Annotated in this window: 20 protein-coding genes; 10 read left to right on the forward strand and 10 right to left on the reverse strand. The window is 61.9% G+C overall.

What is annotated here, in order from left to right:
- The first annotated feature begins 10 nt into the window (after positions 1-10).
- Positions 11-616 (forward strand): hypothetical protein, encoded by a 606-nt coding sequence (locus U0004_RS03010; RefSeq protein ID WP_070259940.1) that lies wholly within the window; start codon positions 11-13, stop codon positions 614-616.
- Between the two features lie 11 nt (positions 617-627).
- Here the strand turns inward: U0004_RS03010 and U0004_RS03015 are convergent, their stop codons facing one another.
- From U0004_RS03015 to U0004_RS03050, 8 genes are all read right to left on the reverse strand, one after another.
- Positions 628-1,407: a spermine/spermidine synthase domain-containing protein gene (locus U0004_RS03015; RefSeq protein WP_070259939.1), complete on the reverse strand. Its 780-nt coding sequence runs from the start codon at positions 1,405-1,407 to the stop codon at positions 628-630.
- A gap of 59 nt (positions 1,408-1,466) precedes the next feature.
- Entirely contained in the window at positions 1,467-1,991 is a 525-nt protein-coding gene (locus U0004_RS03020) for an FxDxF family PEP-CTERM protein (RefSeq protein ID WP_070259937.1), read from the reverse strand.
- 239 nt (positions 1,992-2,230) lie between these two features.
- Positions 2,231-3,562, reverse strand: a complete 1,332-nt coding sequence (locus U0004_RS03025) for a sensor histidine kinase (RefSeq protein ID WP_081345886.1) — start codon at positions 3,560-3,562, stop codon at positions 2,231-2,233.
- The gene (locus U0004_RS03030; RefSeq protein ID WP_070259935.1) at positions 3,562-4,914 is read right to left on the reverse strand and encodes a sigma-54-dependent transcriptional regulator; all 1,353 of its coding nucleotides are present in this window, start codon (positions 4,912-4,914) and stop codon (positions 3,562-3,564) included. The genes U0004_RS03025 and U0004_RS03030 overlap by 1 nt, the downstream gene beginning before the upstream one ends.
- A 28-nt stretch (positions 4,915-4,942) precedes the next feature.
- The gene (locus tag U0004_RS03035; protein WP_070259933.1) at positions 4,943-6,181 is read right to left on the reverse strand and encodes an ABC transporter permease; all 1,239 of its coding nucleotides are present in this window, start codon (positions 6,179-6,181) and stop codon (positions 4,943-4,945) included.
- Positions 6,182-6,209: 28 nt separating this feature from the next.
- Complete coding sequence (locus U0004_RS03040; protein WP_070259931.1) at positions 6,210-7,532, reverse strand: ABC transporter permease; 1,323 nt, start codon at positions 7,530-7,532, stop codon at positions 6,210-6,212.
- 8 nt (positions 7,533-7,540) lie between these two features.
- On the reverse strand, positions 7,541-8,254 hold the full coding sequence (locus tag U0004_RS03045; RefSeq protein ID WP_070259929.1) for an ABC transporter ATP-binding protein: 714 nt from the start codon (positions 8,252-8,254) through the stop codon (positions 7,541-7,543).
- Positions 8,255-8,278: 24 nt separating this feature from the next.
- Positions 8,279-9,544, reverse strand: a complete 1,266-nt coding sequence (locus tag U0004_RS03050; RefSeq protein ID WP_070259928.1) for an efflux RND transporter periplasmic adaptor subunit — start codon at positions 9,542-9,544, stop codon at positions 8,279-8,281.
- 249 nt (positions 9,545-9,793) lie between these two features.
- On the opposite strand from U0004_RS03050, the gene U0004_RS03055 reads away from it, so the two are divergent.
- Positions 9,794-11,377: a MutS-related protein gene (locus U0004_RS03055; RefSeq protein WP_081345889.1), complete on the forward strand. Its 1,584-nt coding sequence runs from the start codon at positions 9,794-9,796 to the stop codon at positions 11,375-11,377.
- Between the two features lie 9 nt (positions 11,378-11,386).
- Here U0004_RS03055 and U0004_RS03060 read toward each other — a convergent pair whose 3' ends face one another.
- A complete protein-coding gene (locus tag U0004_RS03060; RefSeq protein WP_070259924.1) occupies positions 11,387-13,312 on the reverse strand; it encodes a phosphoethanolamine transferase in 1,926 nt (641 codons plus the stop codon).
- Positions 13,313-13,737: 425 nt separating this feature from the next.
- Here U0004_RS03060 and rpsL point away from each other — a divergent pair, with 425 nt between their 5' ends.
- From rpsL to U0004_RS03090, 6 genes are all read left to right on the forward strand, one after another.
- The gene (gene rpsL, locus U0004_RS03065) at positions 13,738-14,121 is read left to right on the forward strand and encodes a 30S ribosomal protein S12 (RefSeq protein WP_010394376.1); all 384 of its coding nucleotides are present in this window, start codon (positions 13,738-13,740) and stop codon (positions 14,119-14,121) included.
- Between the two features lie 152 nt (positions 14,122-14,273).
- On the forward strand, positions 14,274-14,744 hold the full coding sequence (gene rpsG / locus U0004_RS03070; RefSeq protein ID WP_010394377.1) for a 30S ribosomal protein S7: 471 nt from the start codon (positions 14,274-14,276) through the stop codon (positions 14,742-14,744).
- A 108-nt stretch (positions 14,745-14,852) separates the two neighbouring features.
- Positions 14,853-16,958, forward strand: coding sequence for an elongation factor G (gene fusA / locus U0004_RS03075; protein ID WP_034753184.1), 2,106 nt, complete (start codon positions 14,853-14,855; stop codon positions 16,956-16,958).
- Positions 16,959-17,030: 72 nt separating this feature from the next.
- The gene (gene tuf, locus U0004_RS03080; RefSeq protein ID WP_034753125.1) at positions 17,031-18,221 is read left to right on the forward strand and encodes an elongation factor Tu; all 1,191 of its coding nucleotides are present in this window, start codon (positions 17,031-17,033) and stop codon (positions 18,219-18,221) included.
- Positions 18,222-18,400: 179 nt separating this feature from the next.
- The gene (gene rpsJ / locus U0004_RS03085; RefSeq protein WP_010394389.1) at positions 18,401-18,718 is read left to right on the forward strand and encodes a 30S ribosomal protein S10; all 318 of its coding nucleotides are present in this window, start codon (positions 18,401-18,403) and stop codon (positions 18,716-18,718) included.
- 215 nt (positions 18,719-18,933) lie between these two features.
- Positions 18,934-19,779: a DUF817 domain-containing protein gene (locus U0004_RS03090; RefSeq protein ID WP_070259509.1), complete on the forward strand. Its 846-nt coding sequence runs from the start codon at positions 18,934-18,936 to the stop codon at positions 19,777-19,779.
- A gap of 19 nt (positions 19,780-19,798) precedes the next feature.
- Here U0004_RS03090 and U0004_RS03095 read toward each other — a convergent pair whose 3' ends face one another.
- Positions 19,799-20,347, reverse strand: coding sequence for a tetratricopeptide repeat protein (locus U0004_RS03095; protein ID WP_070259510.1), 549 nt, complete (start codon positions 20,345-20,347; stop codon positions 19,799-19,801).
- Between the two features lie 176 nt (positions 20,348-20,523).
- Between U0004_RS03095 and creB the strand changes: the two genes are divergently transcribed.
- Both creB and creC read left to right on the forward strand, forming a co-directional pair.
- A complete protein-coding gene (gene creB, locus U0004_RS03100; RefSeq protein WP_070259603.1) occupies positions 20,524-21,249 on the forward strand; it encodes a two-component system response regulator CreB in 726 nt (241 codons plus the stop codon).
- Positions 21,246-22,667, forward strand: a complete 1,422-nt coding sequence (gene creC / locus U0004_RS03105; RefSeq protein WP_070259512.1) for a two-component system sensor histidine kinase CreC — start codon at positions 21,246-21,248, stop codon at positions 22,665-22,667. Before creB ends, creC begins: the two co-directional genes overlap by 4 nt.
- Positions 22,668-22,752: the final 85 nt, after the last annotated feature.

The following is a 22,752-nucleotide window of genomic DNA, read 5'->3' on the forward strand; positions in this document are numbered from 1 at the left end:
AGGACTACCCATGATACTGAGCTGGAAAGCCCCGGTTGATTACCATGACAAACTGACCGGCTCCTACGACAAGGAATGTGGATCCTATGAGACGGCTGGATCGAACTTCGACTATCTGGCGCTGCTGCAGGGGGCTCCGTATCCGTTCGGTATGGACAGGCCCCCCGTGCATTTCGTCTGCACCCGGGAAAGGCTCCTGAAACATGACTGTCTGTGGCTGCTGGGGGACGTGCCGCTGGTCTCGGCCCGCCTGGCCGGGTTCCTTGCCGGCGCCGCCGGCCAGGACGTGGAATTGCTCGCTCCCGCCTGCATCATGGCGGGCGGTGAACCTGTGGAGCAGCCGTTTTACATCGTGAATGCGACGCAACACGTACAGACGGTGGACCTCGAACGTTCAATCGCGGAAAAAGATGACAAGGGCAACGTCATCTACTTCACGCGGACGTTTTTGCGCGACGAGGAACTGGCGCCCAGGCAGATCGCCAGGGATGCGCAATCGGGTGACCTGTTGATCTCCAGCGAGCTCGCTGGCCTGATGAAAGCCGCGCGCTTCAACGGCGGCAAGAGCCTGGGGTTTTATCGCGCCGCAGGAAACTGGCAGCCTGTCCTGGAATGAGATCGCATGGCTTACTGCTGGTCCTGCATCCACTGCTTCAAGCCATTGACCCAGTTCTTGGCGGGCAGGTTGAACTGCTTCCTGATGGCGGCGGCGCGTTCGTATAAATCGCTGAAGTCGAGCGATGGCGATTTTTTGAAGGCCAGCACGACGATGTTTTCATCTTCCATTTCCGGCACCCAGACGACGGCGTCGAAAACCAGTTCCATCGCCTGTAGATTCTTGTCGTAGTTGGGGAAGTCGCCGAAGACATTCGTGCACATGATGCCGTCGTCGGCCAGGCAGTCGTGGCAAGCCTGGTAGAACTCTGGCGTGTCGAGCACAGGACCGCGCGCGTCTTCGTCGTACAGGTCCACTTGCAGCGCGTCGACCGTGCCGTGGTTGGCAGGATCGAGCACGAAGTCGAGCGCATTCATTTCACGCACATCGAGGCGCGCGTCGTTCGGCGGCAGCGCGAACTGGGCGCCGCAGATGGCGATCACGTTCGGATTGAGTTCGATGGCCGTGACCGTGGCGTCGGGGAAGCGGCGGTAGCTGAATTTGGTCAGCGCGGCGCTGCCCAGTCCCAGCTGTACGATGCGTTTGGGCTGCGTCTTGAACAGCATCCACATCATCATCATCTGCACGTATTCGAGCTCGATGGCATCTGGCTTGTCCAGGCGCATGGCGCCCTGCACCCACTTGGTTCCCAGGTGCAGGTAACGGATGCCGCGGTGTTCGGTGGTGGTGGCAGGCGGGTGGCCCGGGTGGCTGAAAGCGGTATGGCTGGTGGAGGTAAAGTCGGTCGTCATGGCGCCAGTTTAGCAGCCGGGTGAAAAAAAGACGCCGCAGCGTCTTTTGGGTGGTGCGCTCAAGATTGCTTGCGGCGTCGTGCCAGGAAGCCCAGTATGCCCAGGCCGGCCAGCAGCATGCCATACGTTTCCGGTTCAGGAACGGGCGCCAGGTTCAGGTTGAAGGTGCCGCCATAGCTGCCGCCGTTGCTGTTGCCCATGACGGTGAGGACCATCGGACCGTTGAACAGCAGTGTGGTTGGCGCCAGCACCTCGCCCTGGGCATAGCCGAAGACAGTGGGGCCGCCAAAACCGGTCAGGGATATGCCGTTCAGATTGGCGCTGGTGAAGTTGATGGAAGCCGGGTCGCTGCCCGTGACCGACAGGTTGGCCAGGAAGGCTTGCGCGGTCGAACCGAAAGTCGCGTCGGGAGTGAACGTGAACGTATCGGTAAAGACGCCTAGCGGCGTGGGAGTGGCGTTGAAGCCCCCCGTCCACAGGTTGCCCGTGGTGTTGGTCAGATTGATGGTGTACGACGCAGCATATGCGCTACCGATGGTTGCAGCGCCCAGTACCGCTGCTGCGATGAGTGATTTCAGTTTCATATTTATCCCCGCGAAAAAACGATTAATGTTTCAAAAAAAACCGTGCCGCTCAGATAAATTATCGCCACGACATTTCATTGTCAATGAGCTATTTTTATATCATTATGCAAACTTAAATAGCTTATTTCTAACACACGGGCATGGCGCTCATGAAGTTGCAATATTAAAAACTCTAATTGTCAATATTGTACCGAAAAATAATTGCGCAGCGTGTGATGAAAAAATCGTTACGCCAGTAACTAATTTCTGTCCAGCAAGGGCAGAATCAATGTCACCGCCAGGCCGCCACCTTCGCGGTTGGCCAGGGTGATGCGCCCGCCATGGGCTTCGGCGATTTCGCGTGCCAGCGCCAGGCCAAGTCCCGTGCCGCTGCGCTTGGTGGAATAGAACGGTACCAGCGCGTTTTCCAGCACGGCGCCGCTCATGCCCGGGCCGCGGTCGCGCACTTCGATGCGCAGCTGCCCTTGCGCCTGGCTGACGTGCAGGCCGATATGCTCTTGCCGCGAACCGGATTCCAGCGCATTCTTGAGCAGGTTCAACAGTGCCTGCTGCATTTGCGCCGCATCGAACACGGCCGCCTGTGCGGGCGGTACGCAGTCGAGCGTGAAGGCCGCCTGCGAGGCCAGGCTGTCGAGAAAAGGCTGCCACTCGCACGGCGCCAGGCGTGGCGCGGGCAGCTTGGCAAAGCGCGCATAGCCGAGGATGAAGGTTTCCAGGTGGCGCGTGCGCTCCTCGATGGTGGCAAGGATTTGCGGCAGGCGCTCCGTCTGGCCGCGGCGCACCAGCTCGGCGCCGGAATGGGCCAGCGAGGCCAGCGGCGCCAGCGAGTTGTTGAGTTCATGGCTGATGACGCGGATGACTTTTTTCCAGGTCTGCACTTCCTGGCGCCGCAGTTCCAGGGTCAGCTGGCGCAACAGCAGCAGTTCGTGCTTGCGCCCGTTCAGGCTGAAGCTGCGCCGCGCCAGGTGATATACCTCTTCCTGCTCCCCTTCGCCGCTGGTAAACAAGCCGTCGTGGCGGCGCGCCAGCGCTTCGGCCAGGGCCGGCGCCGCCTGTTGCACGATGTCGGCCAGGTGATGCCCCTCGAGCCGGCGGCCGTGGTGCAGCAGCTGGCGCGCGGCCAGGTTGGCGTAGACGATAGCGCTGCCCTCGGCCACCAGCAGCATGGCCACCGGCGTGTTTTGCACCATGGTGTCGAGCAGCAGTTCGCGCTGCACCAGGTCCAGGCGCTGCTTGCGCAGCACGTCGCCCAGCGCATTGTGGGCCGCCACCAGGTCGGCCAGTTCATCGTTCTGCGGCCAGCGCAGGCTGAAGCCGAAGTCGCCGTCCTGGTAGCTGGCGACGGTGCCGCTCAAGGCGCGAAACAGCGACAGCATCGCTTGCAGCTGCGCGCGGATGGTAATCACGGCCACCGGCAGCACGCACAGCAGGGTACCCGCCAGCACCAGCAGTGGCTGGCCGGGTAAAAAATGCGCGAGCAGCAGGGCGATGACGATGCCCAGCACCAGCAGGGTGACGATCAGCGCCGTCCAGCGCGTGAGCAGGGAAAGGCGCATGGGACGGTAGGCCATCAGCCGCGCGCGATGCCCAGGCGTTCCATGCGCCGGTACAGCGCCTGGCGCGACAGCCCCAGTTCCTGTGCCGCCTGCGCTACCACGCCGTGTGCGCGCGCGAGCGCCGCAGTGACGCTGTCGCGGTCCGGCTCCGTCGCTGCGCCATCCTGCGGCGCGCGCAGCGATGGCACACCCGCCAGCGGCAAGCCCGTTTCCTGTGCGCGGATCACGGGACCGGTCGTCAGCAGGCTGGCGCGCTGCATGACGTTTTTCAGTTCGCGTACGTTGCCGGGCCAGCCGTGCGCCAGCAGGGTGGCCTGCGCTTGCGCGTCCAGGGTTTTTTCGCTGCCCAGGAAATGCTGTGCCAGCACCAGGATGTCGAGCGGGCGCTGGGCCAGCGGCGGCAGGCGCAGTTCGATTACGTTCAAGCGGTAGAACAGGTCTTCGCGAAACGTGCCTGCCTTGATCATCGACGGCAGGTCGGCGTTGCTGGCGCTGATGACGCGCACTTTCACTTGCCGTTCGCGGTTCGAGCCGAGGCGCTCGAAGCGTCCCGTTTCCAGTACGCGCAGCAGTTTCATTTGCCCGGCCAGCGGCAGGTTGCCGATCTCGTCGAGGAACAAGGTGCCGCCGTCGGCCGCGTCGAACTTGCCGTCGCGCGCGCGCGTGATGCCCGTGTAGGCGCCCGCCTCGGCACCGAACAGTTCCGCCTCGATCAGCTCGACCGGCACGGCGCCGCAATTGAGCACGACGAAGGGGCCGCTGGCGACGTGGGAATTGGCTTGCACGATGGCGGCGATGCGTTCCTTGCCGCTGCCGTTCGGCCCCGAAATGAGCACGGGCACGTCGGCCCGGGCCACCTGGCACGCCAGGTGCACAACTCTTTCCGTGGCCGGGTCTTGCCACACCATGCCGCGCAAGTCGAAGTCTTTTTCCAGCGCGTGGCGCTGGCGCTGCTCGGCCACCACGCGCTGGCGCAGCGCGCGGCTGGCCTGTCCCAGTTCCAGCAGGTTCTGCACGGAAGCGATCAGGCGCCGGTCATCCCATGGCTTGGCCAGGTAGTCGGCCGCGCCGGACTTGATCAGGTCGACGGCCGCGTCGAGCTGTGTCCATGCCGTCAGCAGGATCACGGGCAGATCCGGGTAGCGCGCGCGGATCGCGTGGAACAGCGCGCTGCCTTCCTCTCCCGAAGTGGTGTCGGCCGTGAAGTTCATGTCCTGCACCACCAGGTCGATGGCGTGGCGCTCGAGCAGCTGCAGGCCTTCCTCGGGCGAGGCGGCGCGCACGGCGTCGATCTCGTGCAGGGAGAACAGCACGTCCAGCGCGATGGCCACGGCGGCATTGTCGTCAATAATCAGTACGGTAGGCATGCGCGCAGCATATCACTCAGGTGCCGGCTCAGGTACTGCGGGTGGCCGTGGCCGGCGAAATACTGGCAGCGCGCCAGGCTGGCCCATACACGGCGCCCACGCCCAGCAGCCAGAATACCAGCGCGCCGGCCAGCAGGTAGCCGGGCGGCAGGCGCGCCATTTCCAGCTGGCTGACCAGCAGCTGATTCAGGCCCAGCGCCAGCACCACGCCAGCCGCCACGCCGACGCTGGTGATCATGAAATTCTCCGTCAGGAAGTAGCGCAGGATGTCGATGCGGCGCGCACCGAGCGCGCGCCGCACGCCGATCTGCTTGCGCCGCTGCGAGACCCACAGGCTGGCGATGCCGACGATGCCGCTGGCCGTCACCAGCAGCAGCAGGGTGCTGACGGCGATGAGCATCCAGGACAAGCCCTGGTCGGCCAGATAACGTGTCTTGCGGTGCTGCTCCAGGGTATCCGTGCGCACCAGCAGGCGCTCGGTGCTGGACGTGCGGATGGCTTGTTCCGCCTCCTTCATCAGGCGGTTGCGCTGGCCTGGTTCTGCCCGCACGGCAAATAGCAGCGAATCGCGCCCGCCCGTCAGGCGCGCCGGCAGGATGATCGAATACTCGCCCTGGGCGCTGACCTGGCCGACCTGCGTCTGCAGCCGTTCCACCACGCCGATCACGCGCATCTCGTCATCGTTGTCGCCGGTGCCATTGAACAGGGGTTTGCCGACAAAGCTGGTTTCGCCTGGCCAGATTTTTTGCGCCGCGGCGCGCGTCACGATCACCACCTTGGGGAAGGTTTCATCGACGTCTTCATTGATTTCCGGGACCTCGTCGGGATGGAAATCGCGCCCTTCCACCAGCTTCAGGCCATATGTCCTGACCAGCGAATCGGGCGTGACGTACATCGAGGTGCCGGCGCTGGCCTCGGCCTGTCCGCGTTTGGCCGCGACGTTGGTGCTGCTGCCGGAACGCGACAGCACGGCCTGCGTGGTTTGCGCCACGGAGACCACGCCCGGCAGGGCGCGCAGTATCGCGGCCTGGCGCTTCTGCTCGGCTATCTGGCGCTGCGGGCTGCCTTTGTCCATGCTCTGGACTTTGACATAGAAGATGTCGTTTTCGGCCGCTACGCCGGTGGGACGGGCGGCGATGGCCTGGCGCAGGTTGACGATGTACAAGGCGTTGGCCAGGATGGCCAGGCTGATGGCAACTTGCACGGCGACGAGCACGGCGCCGGTCTTGTTGCGCATCAGCGCCGACAGGATGGGGCGGATTTCCATGTGGGGCCTCATTGTGAAAAGGTGGGTGTCATTGGGATTTGAGCTGCATCGCCGGCGTGACCTGGCAGGCGCGCCAGGTGGGCAACAGCCCTGCGAGCAAAGCCGCCAGTACGGAAACGGCAAACGTCAGCAGCAGCATCGGGACATCCAGGTGCGCCACGGTGCCCAGCTCCCTCGATTGCGCGCTCACCACGGCCAGGGCGGCATAGGCCAGCAACAGGCCCAGCACGCCGCCGGCCAGGCCGATGACGCCGGTCTCGATCAGGAACTGGCGAAAGATGTCGCGCTGCGTGGCGCCCAGTGCGCGGCGGATGCCGACTTCCGCCGCCCGCGCGGAGAACTTGGCCAGCAGCAGGCCGATGGTGTTGACCAGGCAGAGCAGCAGGAAGCCGAAGGCCAGCCAGGCAGCCAGCTTGTTGTCGTTGTCGACCACGTTCAGGAAATCGAGCCACTGCCTGACGTCGTACAGCATGTTGGGCGCATGGCGTGGCATGCGGCCCAGCTTGCGCTGTTCGGCCGCATAGCTGTCGAGATAAGCTTGCAGCTCGCTGCGTTCGCCGGCGCTGGCCATTTCAAACCAGAATTGCAGCCAGGTGCAGTCCGATGCCAGGATACCCTGGTAACCGGGGCTGCGCTCGACGCCGCTGCAGGCCATGCCGCCGTCATGTCCCGTTTCGTGGCGAATGGCACTGGCAAACGGAATGAAGAATTCATCTTCCGTGCCAAAGGCGCCCTTGCTGCCGATGATGCGGTGCACGCGCGGCACGGGATCCCAGCGATCGAGCACGCCGCTGACCAGATAGGGGCGTCCCAGCACCGTCACGCGCTGGCCCACGGGATTGACTGTGCCCAGCAGCTTTTCCGCCAGGGCGCGGCTCAGGACGATGACGTCGGCGCCGCTGGCGTCGTCGGCCTCGCTCCATGGCTGGCCATACAGGAAGGGTACTTCAAACATGGCGAAGAAATCGCGCGTGGGGGCCAGGCCCTGGGCCCGGAAGGCGCCGAGGTCCCTGCGCGCCGGCTCCACGGGGCCGGCCACGCCGTACATGACACTGCGGCGGATGCCCATCTTGCTGGCCATGAAGTTCTTCGCATCGGTATAGGCGAGCTGTGACTGGCCAAAGCTGGGTTTGGTGCCCGGCGTATAGCCTTTCAAGGGAACTACATCGATCATCGGCACGAACAGGCGGTCGCTCTTGTGCGGCAGTGGATCGCCCGACATCGCATGCAGGATGGTGACGGTGGCCACGCTGGCGGCCACGCCGACGGCCAGGGTCAGCACCATCAGCGCCGTCAGGGCGGGATTGCGGCGCAGGTTGCGCAGGCCCAGCTTGAAATAGTAGTGGAACATGGCGGCTCCTAGGCGGTCGCGTGCTGCGGCTTGAGCGACAGCGTGGCGCCATGCTGTACCAGGTCCGACACCTGGCCGTCGATGATGTGCACATTGCGCTGGCTGCGCAGCGCCAGTTCCGGATCGTGCGTGACCATCAGGATGGTGGTGCCTTGCGCATTGATTTCTTCCAGCAGCTCCATCACGCCGCGCGCCATCTGCGTGTCCAGGTTGCCCGTCGGTTCATCGGCCAGCAGCAGTTTCGGCGAGCCGGCCAGTGCGCGCGCGATGGCCACGCGCTGCTGCTGGCCGCCCGACAATTCGGCCGGATAGTGCTTCATGCGCGACGCCAGGCCCACCTTGGCCAGCGCCTCCTCGATGCGCTCCTTGCGTTCGGCGCGGTTGAAACCCCGGTAGCGCAGCGGTACGTCGACATTGTCGAACAGCGACAGGTCGGGAATCAGATTGAAACCCTGGAAGATGAAGCCCAGTTTTTCATTGCGCAGGCGCGAGCGGGCATTGTCGTCCATGCCCCTGACGTTGACACCGTCGAGGATGTATTCGCCATCCGTGAATTCCTCGAGCAGGCCGGCGATGTTCAGGAAGCTCGTCTTGCCGGAGCCGGACGGTCCCGTGACGGTGACGAATTCGCCCTGGCGGACGTGGATCTCGAAGCCGCGCAGCGCGTGCGTTTCGATCATGTGGGTGCGGTAGATCTTGCTCAGGTTTTGCATGCGCAGCATGGGAAGCCTCCTTGTTGACTGAAATTAATTGAGTGCGACGCGGGCCGCGTTCGCGAAATTTTCCGTGCCGGCGACCACCACCTTGTCGCCCAGTTTCAGGCCGCCGAGAATCTCGACGGCAGAGATGCTGGTGGCGCCCAGCTTGATGGGCGTGCGGACGGCCACGCCATCGCGCACCACGTAGGCAAAGCGTCCGCCTTCGGCTTCGACGAAGGAACCGCGCGCCAGCATCAGCACATTGGGCCGCTCGTCGATCAGCAGGCGTGCCGAGACGCGCTGGTTCTGGCGCAGGCCGGCCGGCTGTTCGCCGTTGAAGCGCACGCGCGCCAGCACTTGGTTCTTGACCACTTCGGGCGACAGCGCCGACAGCTTGCCGGAGGCGCGGATGGCGCCAGTCTCGATCTCGGCGCTCATGCCCAGGCCGATGTCGGCCACATACGTTTCCGGCACCTCGAGCTCCACTTCCAGCTGCGACAGGTCGACCAGGGTCATCAGGGCCGTGTTGGCCTGCACCACGCTGCGGTTGGCCACCGACAGCGTGCCGATGAAGCCATTGACGGGCGCACGCACGGTCAGCTCGTCGACCCTGCGCTGCGCGTTGTCGCGGCTCAGGCGCTGGCGTTCCAGTTCGTTGACCCGGGTCTTCAGCGCCAGGGTCACGTCCTCGCCTTCCAGGCCGGCCGCCTGCGAAGCGTGCTTGCTGCGGATCTCGGCGGAATTCAAGGCATCCTTGGCCTTCTGGTAATCGATCTTGGCAATGATGCCCACCTGCGCCACGCTTTCATAGCGCTCCAGCGTGCGCTGGGCGGACAGGCGCTCGATTTCCGCCGTATCCGCTTCGCGCCTGGCCAGCAGTTTCTGTTTCTTGGCCAGGATCTGCTGGCGCGCCACTTCCGCTTCCAGCTGCTGCACGCTCGACTGCTCGCGTTTCAGCGCGTCCGACAGGTCGGGCGATTCCAGCACGGCGAGGATATCGCCCTTTTTGACGGTGTCGCCGGCCTTCGCTTTCAGCGTGACGGTGGCCACCGTGGTCGAATACAGCGTGGGGCTGATGGCGGCCACCACGCGTCCGTTCACGGCGGCGTCGCGGATCAGGGTGCCGCGCGTGACGTCGGCGATGCGCAGGCGGTCGGCGTTGACGGAATGTTCGCTGTTGCGCCAGCCGGCAACGGCAGCGATGGCGGCGCCGATGACGACGGCGGCGCCGGCCAGCAGCAGGGCGCGTTTCTTGTGGCGCTGGCCCGGCGGGGCGGACAGTACGGCGTCTTGGGAGGAAGTATCGCGGATCATGGTCAGGTCTCGTGAAGGATAGCGTTTCTAATGCACGATCCATGCCAGTTGTTAAGTCATTGATTTGAATCGGGAAAAATTCTGGCGTCCGGCTGTCCGCCGTGTCCGCGCTGTCCAGGCGGTGTCCGCGTGCGGCGCACCGTCGCGGCGTTTGCGTATGGATCTTGATATTCTGGCAATCGACCTGAACTGCTGCCCAGGCAGTGATGGCGCGCGGCGCCATGCTGGCCCCCCCTTCTTTGGAGCATGATGTCGCCTTCGCCCTCCCTTTTTGCCCGCCTGCGTCCTTGGCTGCGTCAGTTTGCCAGCCTGCCCGAACCGGCGGAACTCGATTATCCATTTGTCGCCAGCGACATCGCCATGTTGCAAAGGATCGAGGGTGGTTTGCCCCAGCTCGATAGCCAGACGTGGGATGAAATGCTGCTGGACGCCTACCATACGCAGCTTGCCACGCAGGTCAGCATTCTCGGTCAGCAGCGATTGCATCAACGCCTGGCAGGTGGCACGGCGGACGCCGCCTCGCGGGCGCGCATCGCTGCGTTGCTGGCGGCGCCGGCACAGCTGGCGGTGCTCGAGCAAGCCATGCTGCCGCTGCGCACGGCGGACGCGGAAGTGGCGGCGCTGCTGTGCGGCGCAGCGCCACCAGCAGCACCGTGGTGGAGCCGCTGGTTGCTGCTGCCGACACTGGTGCTGCTGGCGTCGCTGCTGGCCGCGTGGCTGTTTGCGCCGCTGGCATGGGCCGTCGCGGTACCCGTCTGGTTCTTGCTGATGGCGTTGCAGATGCGTTTTCACGACCGTTGCAAACCGTGGGAGCGCAGCGTCTTTACGTTACAGCAGATACTGCTGGTGCATGGTCGACTGGGGGCGCTCGAGACTGCGTTCACGGCGGACCTGCGGGAAGGCGGGTGGGCTGCCGGCGTGATCAACCGGCAGATCACGCCAGGGCGCTGGATCAAGATGATTCCCCTGCTGAGCGAATATGACGACTGGCTCATGCTGGGCAATATCCGGCGCTACTTTCACAGCCTGCGCGTGGTGCGGCGCGAACGCGCCTTCTTGCGTCAGAGTTTCCTGCTGCTGGCCGACCTGGAAGCGGACCTGGCCCTGGCGCGTCATCTGCGCGGCCGCGCGCAGTTCTGCTGGGCGCAGGACGCCGGCGCGCGGCAATTGTCGCTCGACGCCATGGTGCATCCGCTGCTCGATGGCGCCGTACCGCTATCGTTGCGGCTCGATGGCCGCGGCGCCTTTATTTCGGGGCAGAATGCGGTGGGAAAAAGTACCTTGCTGCGCGGTGTGGGGCTCAATCTGATCAGTGCACGCGCCTTTGGCTTTTGCTATGCCCATGCTGCCCGGGTACCCATGCTGCCCCTGTATTCGAGCATGCAAAACGAGGACTCGCTCGACGGCGGCGAAAGTCTCTATATCGCCGAATTGCGGCGCGCGCGCGAATTGCTGGCGCTGGCCGAGGAGGGCGTGCCGGCGCTGTTCCTGATCGATGAAATCTTCCGCGCCACGAACCACCTCGAATCCGTGGCGGCGGCCGCCGCCGTGCTGCATTCCCTGGCCGCGCGCCACCTGGTGATCGTCTCGTCGCACAATCTGGTATTGGGGCCGCTGCTGGAAGACTGCCTGGCGCCGTGGTGCGTGGGCCGCGATGACGCCGGCGCGCTGCTGCTGGCGCCGGGCGTGCTGCAGGCCACGAATGGCATCGCCCTGCTGGCGCAGCGCGGCTTTGACGCCGGTATCGCAGACAAGGCCGGGCGCGTCTTCGACTGGCTCAGCACGCACATGGCGCAGCCGGCCGATTGCGGCGGCGTGCTCGAACGGGCCTGATGGCCGCGCTTATTTTTCCTGCTTTTCCGGCGTGCTCTTGTCGATCACTTCGCGGCAATCGCCGCGGATGATGGCGTTGTCGTAGTTGGTCCAGCCGTAGCTGTCGACGTAGCGCTTGTGCTGCTTGAAGCGGGGGCTGGCGATGCTCCACTCGGGCTGTTCGCCGGCGAAGCGGATGTCGCCCAGATCGAGCAGCGTATGGAACATGTTTTCCGTCGACAGGCGCGCCTTTTGATGGCGCTGCAGCTGTGTCACCTTGTCCGGATAGTGCCGCTGGAATTGCGGCGAGTACCAGACGAAGGCGGGCACGTGGAATTCGAACTGCGTGTTGTGGCCGTGGAAGGCCAGGCGGCAGGTGCCGTCGTACAGGGTCTGGCCATGGTCGGCCACATAGACGAGCGAGCTGCGCAGGGCGGTGCGCTGGCCATCGTCCTTCAGCATGCCGATCACGTTCGACAGGAACCAGTCCGTGTACAGGATGGAGCTGTCGTAGCTGTTGTTCAGCTGCGGCTTGATGGCTGTGTCCGTGTAGACGGGCTTGTCGACGCCGAACAGCGACGGTTGCCACTTGTCGAACGCTTTCGGATAGCGCTGGCTGTAGTTCCAGTGGCTGCCCAGGGTGTGCAGCACGATGAGTTTTTTCGGCGCGGGGTCGGCCAGCGCGTTCTTGAACGGGTCGAACAGGATCTGGTCGAAGTTTGAATTGTTGGTAAAGCCGCCCAGGTTCAGGAATTGCACTACGTCCGCTTCCTTGGCAAAGACGGACACGGGCGTGTCGAACTGGCCGAACGAAATCTGGTTCGACAGCCAGTAGGTCTTGAAGCCCGCTTCCTTGTAGGCGGTGAGGAAGGATTTCTCCGAGAAGCCATCCTTGAGGCTTTGCGTGGCCGGCTTGCGCGAGATGATGACGGGCACGGACAGGCGCGTGGCGGAAACGGCCGTGATGACGTCGGCCAGCGGCACCAGGTTGGCTTCCTGCTTCAGCAGGGGATTGGTGTCGCGTTCATAGCCGTTCAGGCTCCAGCGGTCGTAGCGCGACGATTCACCGATTACCATGACCACCACTTCCGGATGGGGATCGGGTTGCTGCTGGTGCGCGCCGAAACGGAAGCTGCTGCTTTTCTGTCCCAGCTCGGCCAGGTAGCGACGCTCCTTGTAGAAATCGAAGCCGCGCGCGGCCAGGCCGAAAGGCCAGGAGTTGCTGACAGTGTCGAAGGCGTAGGGCAGGCGCGCCCAGTGGGGCAGGCTGGGCCAGCCCAGGCCCGTCTCGTCGGCGCCGGCGATGCTGGCGTTTTCCGGCTTGCTGCTTTCCTCGTCTTCCTCGGCCGTTTCATCGTCGGCCGAGCTGGCGTCGCCGAAGCCGGAGGCGCCCGCCTTGCCGCTGACCGCCGGCCCGCTGGCCTTGGCCGGTGCGGCGGTGCTGTGCAGGACCTTGGCCTCGAAACCAAATTCATAGCCATACCACCAGAAGCCGCCCAGCAGGATCAGCAGCACGAAGGCGGCCGGGCGCGTCTTGCCGCGCCAGTCGAGGTCGCGCGTGCGCGTGGCCGCATACCAGCCGAGCAGGCACCAGGCGATCACGCCCAGCATGACGGCGCCCATCAGCCACACTTTTTGCCCGAGGAATTCCATCGCTTCCTTGGGGCTGGTTTCAAAGATGATGCCCAGGTGGTGCGTGGAAATGCCCTGGCCATAGAAGATGAACAGGTAGATTTCCGTCGGCAGGGCCAGGAAGGCAGGCACCAGCAGCCAGTGGAAATACGCGGGGCGCTTGAACACGCTCCAGACGGCCAGCCAGGCCAGCAGCTCGAAGGTGAGTATCTGCCAGGGATGCTCGGGGGCGCGCCCCAGCAGCGCGGGAATGAAGGGCACGGCCGTCAGCAAGGCATACGTCAGGAGCAGGAACAGATTGGCGGGGCGAAGCAAGGAGCGCATAAGGGAGGGCAGCGAAAAATGTCCGCTATTATCAATCCTTTTGTTATCTTGCGGTCATACAAGAATGTGCGCGTCCGGTGCTTGGCCGCAGAGAAAGAATGCCAAATCATCAATTGCCGCGTAGTGCCGGCGTCCGCGCGCTGCGGCCAAAGATTAGTCAAAATGCCACAAAACTGCCTCTTTTTTGCCTTTTTTTATAGCAAAAAGCGGTAAACTGATTGACCCCCTGTAGCACAAGGTCTAAACTAGCGAGTTCTCGATTTTATTCTGCTCATCGTTTACGTATTGCTTGGCATTTCATGGCCGCTCCTTATCGAGTGGCTGCGGGCGCCTCCGGTGCGCAGTAGATGAAAGCGGGACGAGGTTTTAGTCGCCGGGCATCTTGCCCGGGTTATTAATCGTAGTTTTTTGTTGGATTTATAACGATGCCAACCATCAATCAATTGATTCGCAATCCACGCGTCGCTTTGACCGTGAAGAGCAAATCGCCGGCGCTGGAAAACAGCCCGCAAAAACGTGGCGTCTGCACACGTGTTTACACCACGACTCCAAAGAAGCCAAACTCGGCTCTGCGTAAAGTCGCTAAAGTTCGTCTGACCAATGGTTTCGAAGTTATTTCGTACATTGGCGGTGAAGGCCATAACCTGCAAGAGCATAGTGTTGTGCTGCTGCGCGGCGGTCGCGTCAAGGATTTGCCGGGTGTGCGTTACCACATGGTTCGCGGTGCCCTGGATACCCAAGGCGTTAAAGACCGTAAGCAATCGCGTTCGAAGTACGGTACCAAGCGCGCTAAAGCAGGCAAGAAGTAATAAGTTGTACGCAGCAAACCCAAGTTTCGCTCAGTGGCAACTAGCTAAGTGAATGTAGTCGACCGCATCTGGTCGAGTAAGTGGAGGACTATGATGGTCGTCCGCGAGTGTGCGAAGAACGCGCGCTCAACTGAAGATTGAAAGGAATTGATATGCCACGTCGTCGTGAAGTACCCAAGCGCGAAATTTTGCCAGATCCAAAATTCGGCAACACTGATGTCGCTAAATTTGTAAACGTGCTGATGCTGTCCGGTAAGAAATCGGTTGCAGAAAACATCATCTACGGTGCTTTCGAGCACATCGCAGCAAAATCGGGTAAAGATCCACTCGAAGTTTTTGCTACCGCAATCAACAACGCCAAGCCGTTGGTTGAGGTGAAATCCCGTCGCGTCGGTGGTGCAAACTACCAGGTGCCGGTTGAAGTTCGCCCAGTCCGTCGTATGGCCCTGTCCATGCGTTGGTTGCGTGAAGCTGCTAACAAGCGCAGCGAAAAATCGATGCCACAACGCCTCGGCGGTGAGCTGATGGAAGCGGCTGAAAGCCGCGGCGGCGCGATGAAAAAACGCGACGAAGTCCATCGTATGGCTGAAGCGAACAAAGCGTTCTCGCATTTCCGCTTCTAATATAAAGCCAGCTACCGCAAGGCGGCTGTCAAGCATCTGTTGTTCGAGGCCGGGCTCATTTTTGCAAAAAAATGCTGCTCGGTTTTGTCCATTCATTTAGGATTAATTATGGCCCGCAAGACCCCCATTGAGCGCTATCGTAATATCGGTATCTCCGCTCACATCGATGCAGGTAAGACGACCACGACCGAGCGCGTCCTGTTCTACACAGGCGTGAACCACAAGCTGGGCGAAGTCCATGATGGCGCTGCCACCACCGACTGGATGGCACAGGAGCAAGAGCGCGGTATCACGATTACCTCGGCTGCTGTTACGTGCTTCTGGAAAGGCATGGCTAACAACTTCCCAGCTCACCACATCAACATCATCGACACCCCAGGTCACGTTGACTTCACCATTGAAGTGGAACGTTCGATGCGCGTGTTGGATGGCGCCTGCATGGTTTACTGTGCAGTCGGCGGTGTGCAGCCACAATCGGAAACGGTATGGCGTCAGGCTAACAAGTACAAAGTGCCACGTCTGGCCTTCGTGAACAAGATGGACCGTACCGGCGCCAACTTCTTCAAGGTCTACGATCAGATGCGTTCGCGTCTGAAAGCCAACCCAGTACCTATTCAGATGCCTATCGGCGCTGAAGACGTCTTCACCGGTGTTATCGATCTGGTCAAGATGAAAGCGGTTATCTGGGACGACGCTTCGCAAGGCATGAAGTTTGAATACGGCGACATTCCTGCACACCTGGCCGCCGATGCTGCCAAGTGGCGCGAAAACATGGTTGAAGCCGCTGCTGAAGCGTCGGAAGACCTGATGAACAAGTACCTGGAAGAAGGCGACCTCTCGGAAGAAGAGATCAAGGCTGCCCTGCGTCAGCGTACCATCGCCAGCGAAATCGTTCCAATGTTGTGCGGTACCGCCTTTAAAAACAAGGGCGTGCAAGCCATGTTGGACGCGGTCATCGAGTACCTGCCATCGCCAATCGACATTCCACCTGTCCCAGGTCTGGACGAGGACGAGCAGCCAGTCGAGCGCGCAGCTGACGACAATGAGAAATTCTCGGCATTGGCGTTCAAGATCGCAACCGATCCGTTCGTGGGCCAGTTGTGCTTCATCCGTTGCTACTCGGGTACCCTGAATTCGGGCGACTCGGTGTTGAACTCCGTAAAGCAGAAGAAAGAGCGTATCGGCCGTATCGTGCAGATGCAAGCGAACGAACGCGAAGAAATCAAGGAAATGCGCGCTGGCGACATCGCCGCCGTTGTGGGTCTGAAAGACACCACCACTGGCGATACGCTTTGCGACGAAAAAGCCAGCGTAGTTCTGGAGCGCATGGTCTTCCCTGAGCCAGTGATTTCGCAGGCAGTCGAGCCAAAAACCAAGGCCGACCAGGAAAAAATGGGCCTGGCGCTGAACCGTCTGGCAGCAGAAGATCCATCGTTCCGCGTGCGTACCGATGAAGAATCGGGCCAGACCATCATCGCCGGTATGGGCGAGTTGCATCTGGACATCATCGTTGACCGCATGAAGCGTGAGTTCAACGTTGAAGCGACCGTCGGCAAGCCACAAGTGGCTTACCGCGAAACGATCCGTAAAGTGTGCGAAGAGTCGGAAGGCAAATTCGTCAAGCAATCGGGTGGTCGTGGTCAATACGGTCACGTGGTTCTGAAGATCGAACCGCAAGAACCGGGCAAGGGCTTCGAATTCGTTGACGCGATCAAGGGCGGTACCGTTCCTCGCGAATACATCCCTGCAGTTGAAAAAGGTGTGCGCGACACGCTGACTTCGGGCGTGATGGCTGGCTACCCAGTCGTTGACGTTAAAGTCACGCTGTTCTTCGGTTCGTACCATGATGTTGACTCGAACGAAAATGCATTCCGCATGGCCGCTTCGATGGCATTCAAAGATGGCTGCCGCAAAGCATCGCCAGTCATCCTGGAGCCGATGATGGCCGTGGAAGTGGAAACGCCGGAAGACTACGCCGGTACCGTGATGGGCGATCTGTCGTCGCGTCGCGGCATGGTGCAAGGTATGGATGAAATTGCTGGCGGTGGCGGCAAGATCATCAAGGCCGAAGTGCCTCTGTCGGAAATGTTCGGTTACGCCACGTCGTTGCGTTCGTCGACCCAAGGTCGTGCGACTTACACGATGGAATTCAAGCACTATGCTGAAGCACCTAAGCATGTGACTGAAGCAATCGTAAGCTCGAAAGCTAAGTAATAGAAGTTCCGGGCCGGCTTTCACGAGAATGCCGGTCCCTACATTTAAATCATTGTTCTAAGGAAGAATAAAATGGCAAAAGGTAAATTCGAACGGACCAAGCCGCACGTCAACGTCGGCACCATCGGCCACGTCGACCACGGTAAAACCACGCTGACCGCTGCAATCGCAACGGTTCTGTCGAAGAAATTCGGCGGCGAAGCTAAAGCATACGACCAGATCGATGCAGCACCAGAAGAAAAAGCGCGCGGTATCACGATTAACACGGCCCACGTCGAGTACGAAACGGAAACGCGTCACTACGCGCACGTTGACTGCCCAGGCCACGCCGATTACATCAAAAACATGATTACCGGTGCTGCGCAGATGGACGGCGCGATCCTGGTGTGCTCCGCAGCTGACGGCCCAATGCCACAGACCCGCGAACACATCCTGCTGGCCCGCCAAGTTGGCGTTCCATACATCATCGTGTTCCTGAACAAGTGCGACCTGGTCGACGATGCAGAGCTGCTGGAACTGGTTGAAATGGAAGTGCGCGAGCTGTTGTCGAAGTACGAATTCCCAGGCGACGACCTGCCAATCATCAAAGGTTCGGCACGTATGGCGCTGGAAGGCAAAGAAGGCGAAATGGGCGTTGACGCAGTGCTGCGTCTGGCCGATGCGCTGGATGCATACATCCCAACGCCAGAGCGCGCTGTTGATGGTGCTTTCCTGATGCCAGTGGAAGACGTGTTCTCGATCTCGGGTCGCGGTACCGTTGTGACCGGTCGTATCGAGCGCGGCATTGTTAAAGTCGGCGAAGAGATCGAAATCGTCGGTATCACCGATACCGTCAAAACGACTTGCACCGGCGTGGAAATGTTCCGCAAACTGCTGGACCAAGGTCAAGCTGGCGACAACGTTGGTCTGCTGCTGCGCGGCACCAAGCGTGAAGACGTGCAACGTGGTCAAGTTCTGGCAAAACCAGGCTCGATCAAGCCGCATGCACACTTCACCGGCGAGATCTATGTTCTGTCGAAAGACGAAGGCGGCCGTCATACGCCATTCTTCAACAACTATCGTCCACAGTTCTACTTCCGTACGACGGACGTAACCGGTTCGATCGAGTTGCCAGCAGACAAAGAAATGGTCATGCCAGGCGATAACGTGTCGATCACCGTCAAGCTGATCAACCCGATCGCGATGGAAGAAGGTCTGCGCTTCGCTATCCGCGAAGGCGGCCGTACCGTCGGCGCTGGTGTTGTTGCAAAAATCCTGGCTTAATTCTTAAGCCTGCATAAAAGAAGACGCGTCGTCGCCCGGCGCCCTTCTTTTTATTCAACTGCCGGGGTTGGCAAGCATTTTGGTGCTATCATGTCGACCCTGACGGTTGTTGCGTCAGAAATTCCCGTATGACCTCATTGCCGTGCAGACCGCGCGGTTCGTTCTTTTAAGGAAATATCATGTCGGCACCAAACCAAAAAATCCGTATCCGCCTGAAGGCTTTCGATTACAAACTGATCGACCAGTCCGCTCTGGAAATCGTTGAAACCGCGAAGCGCACCGGCGCAGTCGTCAAAGGCCCAGTACCACTGCCTACCCGTATTCAGCGTTTCGATGTGCTGCGTTCCCCGCACGTCAACAAAACTTCGCGCGATCAGTTCGAGATCCGTACGCACCAACGCCTGATGGACATCGTTGACCCAACGGACAAAACCGTTGACGCGCTGATGAAGCTGGACCTGCCAGCTGGTGTTGATGTCGAAATCAAACTGCAATAATAGTTTCAAGGGCAGCTGACAATACCGTAGCATCAGGTGTTGACAGCTGTTCCAGGCCGGCGGGGTGTCCCGCTGCCTGATGATGGGGCCGGGCCTGCTCACGATCGTGAGTGCGCCCGGCCCCATTGCTATTGGTGCATGCCCAACACGGGCGGACCCGGCGCGTGCGTGCAAAATTGCTTTACAGTGCTGCGGGCGGCCGATAAAGTTGCTGCATGCTTCATGCCCTCGATACCCACCTGTTAAATGCGACGCCCCGTAACCGCTTGCGCGGCTGGCTGCGCTTCCTGACCGAATTTTTGTATTTCGGCATCAAGGAGGCGAGGTCGTGCCTGTTCGTCGGGCTGTTTTTTGCTGCCGTGTTCCTGGTGCCGCGCGCCGGCCTGTTCGGCCTGCCACGCTATGACGTGCTGCTGCTGGCGGCGCTGGCGATCCAGGGCGCGATGCTGTGGAGTGGATTGGAAACGTGGGATGAACTGAAAGCCATCTGCCTGTTTCATGCGGTCGGCTTTGCGCTGGAGGTGTTCAAGGTGTCGGGCACGATCCAGTCGTGGAGTTATCCCGACTTTGCCTACAGCAAGGTGTTCGGCGTCCCCCTGTTTTCCGGCTTCATGTATGCGGCCGTCGGCAGCTACATCATCCAGACCTGGCGCCTGCTCGACATGAGGATCCGCCACCATCCGCCGTACTGGATGGCGGTGCTGATCGCGCTGCTGATCTACGCCAACTTCTTCACGCATCACTACATCGGCGATTACCGCTGGTACCTGGCTGCCTGCGCGCTGGGCTTGTACGCGCGCACCACCGTGGTGTTCCGCCCGCTCGACCGCGACCGCAGCATGCCCTTGCTGCTCGGTTTCGTGCTGGTCGGCTTCTTTATCTGGCTGGCTGAAAACATCAGCACCTTCTGGGGCGTATGGCGCTATCCGAACCAGCTTGGCGCCTGGTCGGTGGTGCATGTCAGCAAATGGAGTTCATGGTCGCTGCTGGTGGTGATGACGTTTACCATCGTGGCCCACCTCAAGCACATCAAGGCCAGCATCCACGTCGCCCAGCCGTAGGCCGGGCTCCGGGAGTTGCTTATTGCAGGCTGGCCGCGACGGCTTCAAAGCGTGCGCCCAGCGCCGCCTGCGGGCCGCCTTGCAGCTGTCTGGCGTACTGGCGCAGCACTTCCGCCGAATACGTGCGCGAGGCGGGCGACAGCTTCGGCAGCAGCGGCAGCACGCGTTCCAGATAGCCCGTGCCTTCCTGCCATTTGCCTTGCGCGGCCAGCGCCGACGCCAGTTCCACCATGCGGCGGCCGACGCGCGCATCGCTGCGTGGCTGCGCCGTTTCTTCCGTGGCCAGCGCTTGCCGGTACAGCTGCTCCGCTTCGGCATTCTTGCCCTGCAAGCGCTTGACGCGGCCCAGGTTGTACTGGCGCTGCGAGAGGATATCCGCGCTGGCCCCGGCTTGCTCGGCGCTCTGCAGCGCTTTTACGCAAGCCAGCTCTGCTTCGCCAAACTGGCCTTTGAGTTCGGCCGCGTTGCAGGCGTCTTGCTGTTCATTGGAGGTGGTGATCGTCGCTGGCGCCGCACAGGCGGCCAGCAGGCTGACAGCGCATAGCAAGCTGATGGTATGGGTCTTCATAGTCTCCTCGGACGGGTGTCAAACACGGTGTATCGGTGGAGTCATGCCATGATAAATATACTATAAGTTTTTTGGGGCTGGGCGGCTTTTCGCCGGCGCGCGGCAAGGCGCGCGATTGACGCCGCTTGCGTGCTTCAGGGATACTCCGGGTCTGTCCATTAATGCGTGCCGCCGCCATGTCCAAGACTGTCCTGATCGTGGAAGATGAACAGGCGATTGCCGACAGCATCGCCTATGCCTTGCGCACGGACGGCTTTACGCCGCGCCATGTGATGTTGGGCGAGCACGCCCTGGCCGCGCTGCGTCCAACGCCCGGCGAAGCCCCGCAGATGCCCGTTCTGGTGGTGCTCGACGTGGGCTTGCCCGACATGAGCGGGCTGGAAGTGTGCCGCCGGCTGCGCCAGTTTTCCGAGGTGCCGGTGATCTTCCTGACGGCCCGCAGCGACGAGATCGACCGTATCGTCGGCCTGGAAATCGGCGCCGACGATTACGTCACCAAACCGTTTTCGCCGCGCGAACTGGTGGCGCGCATCCGCGTCATCCTGCGCCGCGCCGGCGTCGTTCAGGTGCCCCGCGAGACTGGCATGACGATAGCCGCTGCCGTGACCGTGCCGGCACGCTTTGAATTGCGCGCGCTGGAGGCGAAAGTGCTATTTCACGGCCAGCCGCTGGACCTGACCCGCTATGAATACCTGCTGTTGAAAACCCTGCTCGAGCATCCGGGCCACGTGCTGTCGCGCGCGCAGCTGATGGAGCGCGTGTGGAGCGGTGCGCCCGACACGCTCGAGCGTACCGTCGATGCGCACGTCAAATCCTTGCGCGCCAAGCTGCGCGCCGTCGATGCGCAGATCGACCCCATCCACACCCACCGTGGCCTCGGCTACAGCCTGGCCGGCGCATGAAGATCGGCCTGCGCATCCTGCTCGGCTACTTCCTGATCGTGGGCCTGGCTGCCTGGTTCCTGCTGAATGTCTTCATGGAGCAGGTCAAGCCCGGCGTGCGCTCGACCCTGGAAGACACGCTGGTCGATACCTCGCAACTGCTGGCCAGCCTGGTGGCGCCCGACCTGAAGGCGGGCACGCTGGCGCAGTCGCCCGTGGCCGAACGCATGCAGGATTACGCGCGCCATGGCGTGGACGTCAATATCAATGGCGTGCGCAAGCGCACGCTCGATTACCGCATCACCATCACGGACCGGCACGGCATCGTGCTGTTCGATTCCAGCGGGCGCGACGTGGGGCGCGACTATTCGCGCTGGAATGACGTGTATCTCACCTTGCAGGGCAAGTATGGCGCGCGCAGCACGCGCAGCCGGCCTGATGACGAGATGTCGACGGTGATGCACGTGGCCGCACCGATTCGCGACGGCAATGAGGTGATCGGCGTGCTGACGGTGGCCAAGCCGAATGCCAGCGTGCAAGCCTTTGTCGAGCGCAGCCAGCGCAAGATACTGCAGCGTGGCGCCGTGCTGTTGCTGCTGTCGCTGCTGATCGGCCTGGCATTCGCCTGGTGGCTGCACCATGCGCTGGGCAAGCTGATGCATTACATCGGCGACGTGGAGGCGGGCCGCAAGGTGGCGCTGCCGGCGCTGGGCAAGAACGAGATCGGCACCCTGGGGCGTGCCCTCGAGGCGATGCGCACGCGCCTGGAGGGCAAGGAATATGTGGAGCAATTGATGCACACGCTGGCGCATGAATTGAAAAGCCCGATCGCCGCCATCCAGGCCTCGGCCGAGCTGCTGCAGGAAGACATGCCGCCGACCGAGCGCCGCCGGTTCCTGGCCAGTATCCTGGAACAGAATGCGCGCCAGCGGCAACTGATCGACAAGCTGCTGGCCCTCGTGCGCGTGGAAAAGCAGCAGCGCCTGGATAACCCCGAGCGCATCGCGCTGGCGCCCCTGCTGGCGCAAGTGGCGCAGGACGCGGCCGCCACCCTGCAGGCGCGCGGCGTGCGCCTGCAGCTGCAGGCCGACGAGGCGAATGTGGCCGGGGATGCCCTGCTGCTGCGCCAGGCGCTGGGTAACTTGCTCGACAACGCGGTCGGCTTTGCGCCACCGGGCAGCTGCATCGACCTGACGGCGCGGCGCCAGGGCATCCACGTGGAAATTGCCGTGCGCGACCGGGGCGAGGGCATCCCCGCGTATGCGATCGAGCGCGTCTTCGAGCGCTTCTATTCCTTGCCGCGCCCGAGCGCCGGCAAGAGCACGGGTCTTGGCCTGCCCTTTGTGCGCGAAGTGGCTTCCCTGCATGGCGGCACGGTCGAGGTACTCAATCATGCGGAAGGCGGCGCCTGCGCGCGCCTGTGCCTGCCAATAGCCTAGCGCTTTTTATTTGCCGGCTTCACACGGACTGCATCGTCAGCGCATACAGTTTTTTTACACTGGCCACCTTACTTCAAGGATGCGC

The sequence above is a fragment of the Janthinobacterium lividum genome, from assembly GCF_034424625.1.
Classification (GTDB): domain Bacteria; phylum Pseudomonadota; class Gammaproteobacteria; order Burkholderiales; family Burkholderiaceae_D; genus Janthinobacterium; species Janthinobacterium lividum.

Bases quoted from the DNA above. Each gene is read 5' to 3' on its own strand.
- U0004_RS03010 (WP_070259940.1), top strand. From the start codon at position 11: ATGATACTGAGCTGGAAAGCCCCGGTTGATTACCATGACAAACTGACC.
- U0004_RS03015 (WP_070259939.1), bottom strand. From the start codon at position 1,407: ATGACGACCGACTTTACCTCCACCAGCCATACCGCTTTCAGCCACCCG.
- U0004_RS03020 (WP_070259937.1), bottom strand. From the start codon at position 1,991: ATGAAACTGAAATCACTCATCGCAGCAGCGGTACTGGGCGCTGCAACC.
- U0004_RS03025 (WP_081345886.1), bottom strand. From the start codon at position 3,562: ATGGCCTACCGTCCCATGCGCCTTTCCCTGCTCACGCGCTGGACGGCG.
- U0004_RS03030 (WP_070259935.1), bottom strand. From the start codon at position 4,914: ATGCCTACCGTACTGATTATTGACGACAATGCCGCCGTGGCCATCGCG.
- U0004_RS03035 (WP_070259933.1), bottom strand. From the start codon at position 6,181: ATGGAAATCCGCCCCATCCTGTCGGCGCTGATGCGCAACAAGACCGGC.
- U0004_RS03040 (WP_070259931.1), bottom strand. From the start codon at position 7,532: ATGTTCCACTACTATTTCAAGCTGGGCCTGCGCAACCTGCGCCGCAAT.
- U0004_RS03045 (WP_070259929.1), bottom strand. From the start codon at position 8,254: ATGCTGCGCATGCAAAACCTGAGCAAGATCTACCGCACCCACATGATC.
- U0004_RS03050 (WP_070259928.1), bottom strand. From the start codon at position 9,544: ATGATCCGCGATACTTCCTCCCAAGACGCCGTACTGTCCGCCCCGCCG.
- U0004_RS03055 (WP_081345889.1), top strand. From the start codon at position 9,794: ATGTCGCCTTCGCCCTCCCTTTTTGCCCGCCTGCGTCCTTGGCTGCGT.
- U0004_RS03060 (WP_070259924.1), bottom strand. From the start codon at position 13,312: ATGCGCTCCTTGCTTCGCCCCGCCAATCTGTTCCTGCTCCTGACGTAT.
- rpsL (WP_010394376.1), top strand. From the start codon at position 13,738: ATGCCAACCATCAATCAATTGATTCGCAATCCACGCGTCGCTTTGACC.
- rpsG (WP_010394377.1), top strand. From the start codon at position 14,274: ATGCCACGTCGTCGTGAAGTACCCAAGCGCGAAATTTTGCCAGATCCA.
- fusA (WP_034753184.1), top strand. From the start codon at position 14,853: ATGGCCCGCAAGACCCCCATTGAGCGCTATCGTAATATCGGTATCTCC.
- tuf (WP_034753125.1), top strand. From the start codon at position 17,031: ATGGCAAAAGGTAAATTCGAACGGACCAAGCCGCACGTCAACGTCGGC.
- rpsJ (WP_010394389.1), top strand. From the start codon at position 18,401: ATGTCGGCACCAAACCAAAAAATCCGTATCCGCCTGAAGGCTTTCGAT.
- U0004_RS03090 (WP_070259509.1), top strand. From the start codon at position 18,934: ATGCTTCATGCCCTCGATACCCACCTGTTAAATGCGACGCCCCGTAAC.
- U0004_RS03095 (WP_070259510.1), bottom strand. From the start codon at position 20,347: ATGAAGACCCATACCATCAGCTTGCTATGCGCTGTCAGCCTGCTGGCC.
- creB (WP_070259603.1), top strand. From the start codon at position 20,524: ATGTCCAAGACTGTCCTGATCGTGGAAGATGAACAGGCGATTGCCGAC.
- creC (WP_070259512.1), top strand. From the start codon at position 21,246: ATGAAGATCGGCCTGCGCATCCTGCTCGGCTACTTCCTGATCGTGGGC.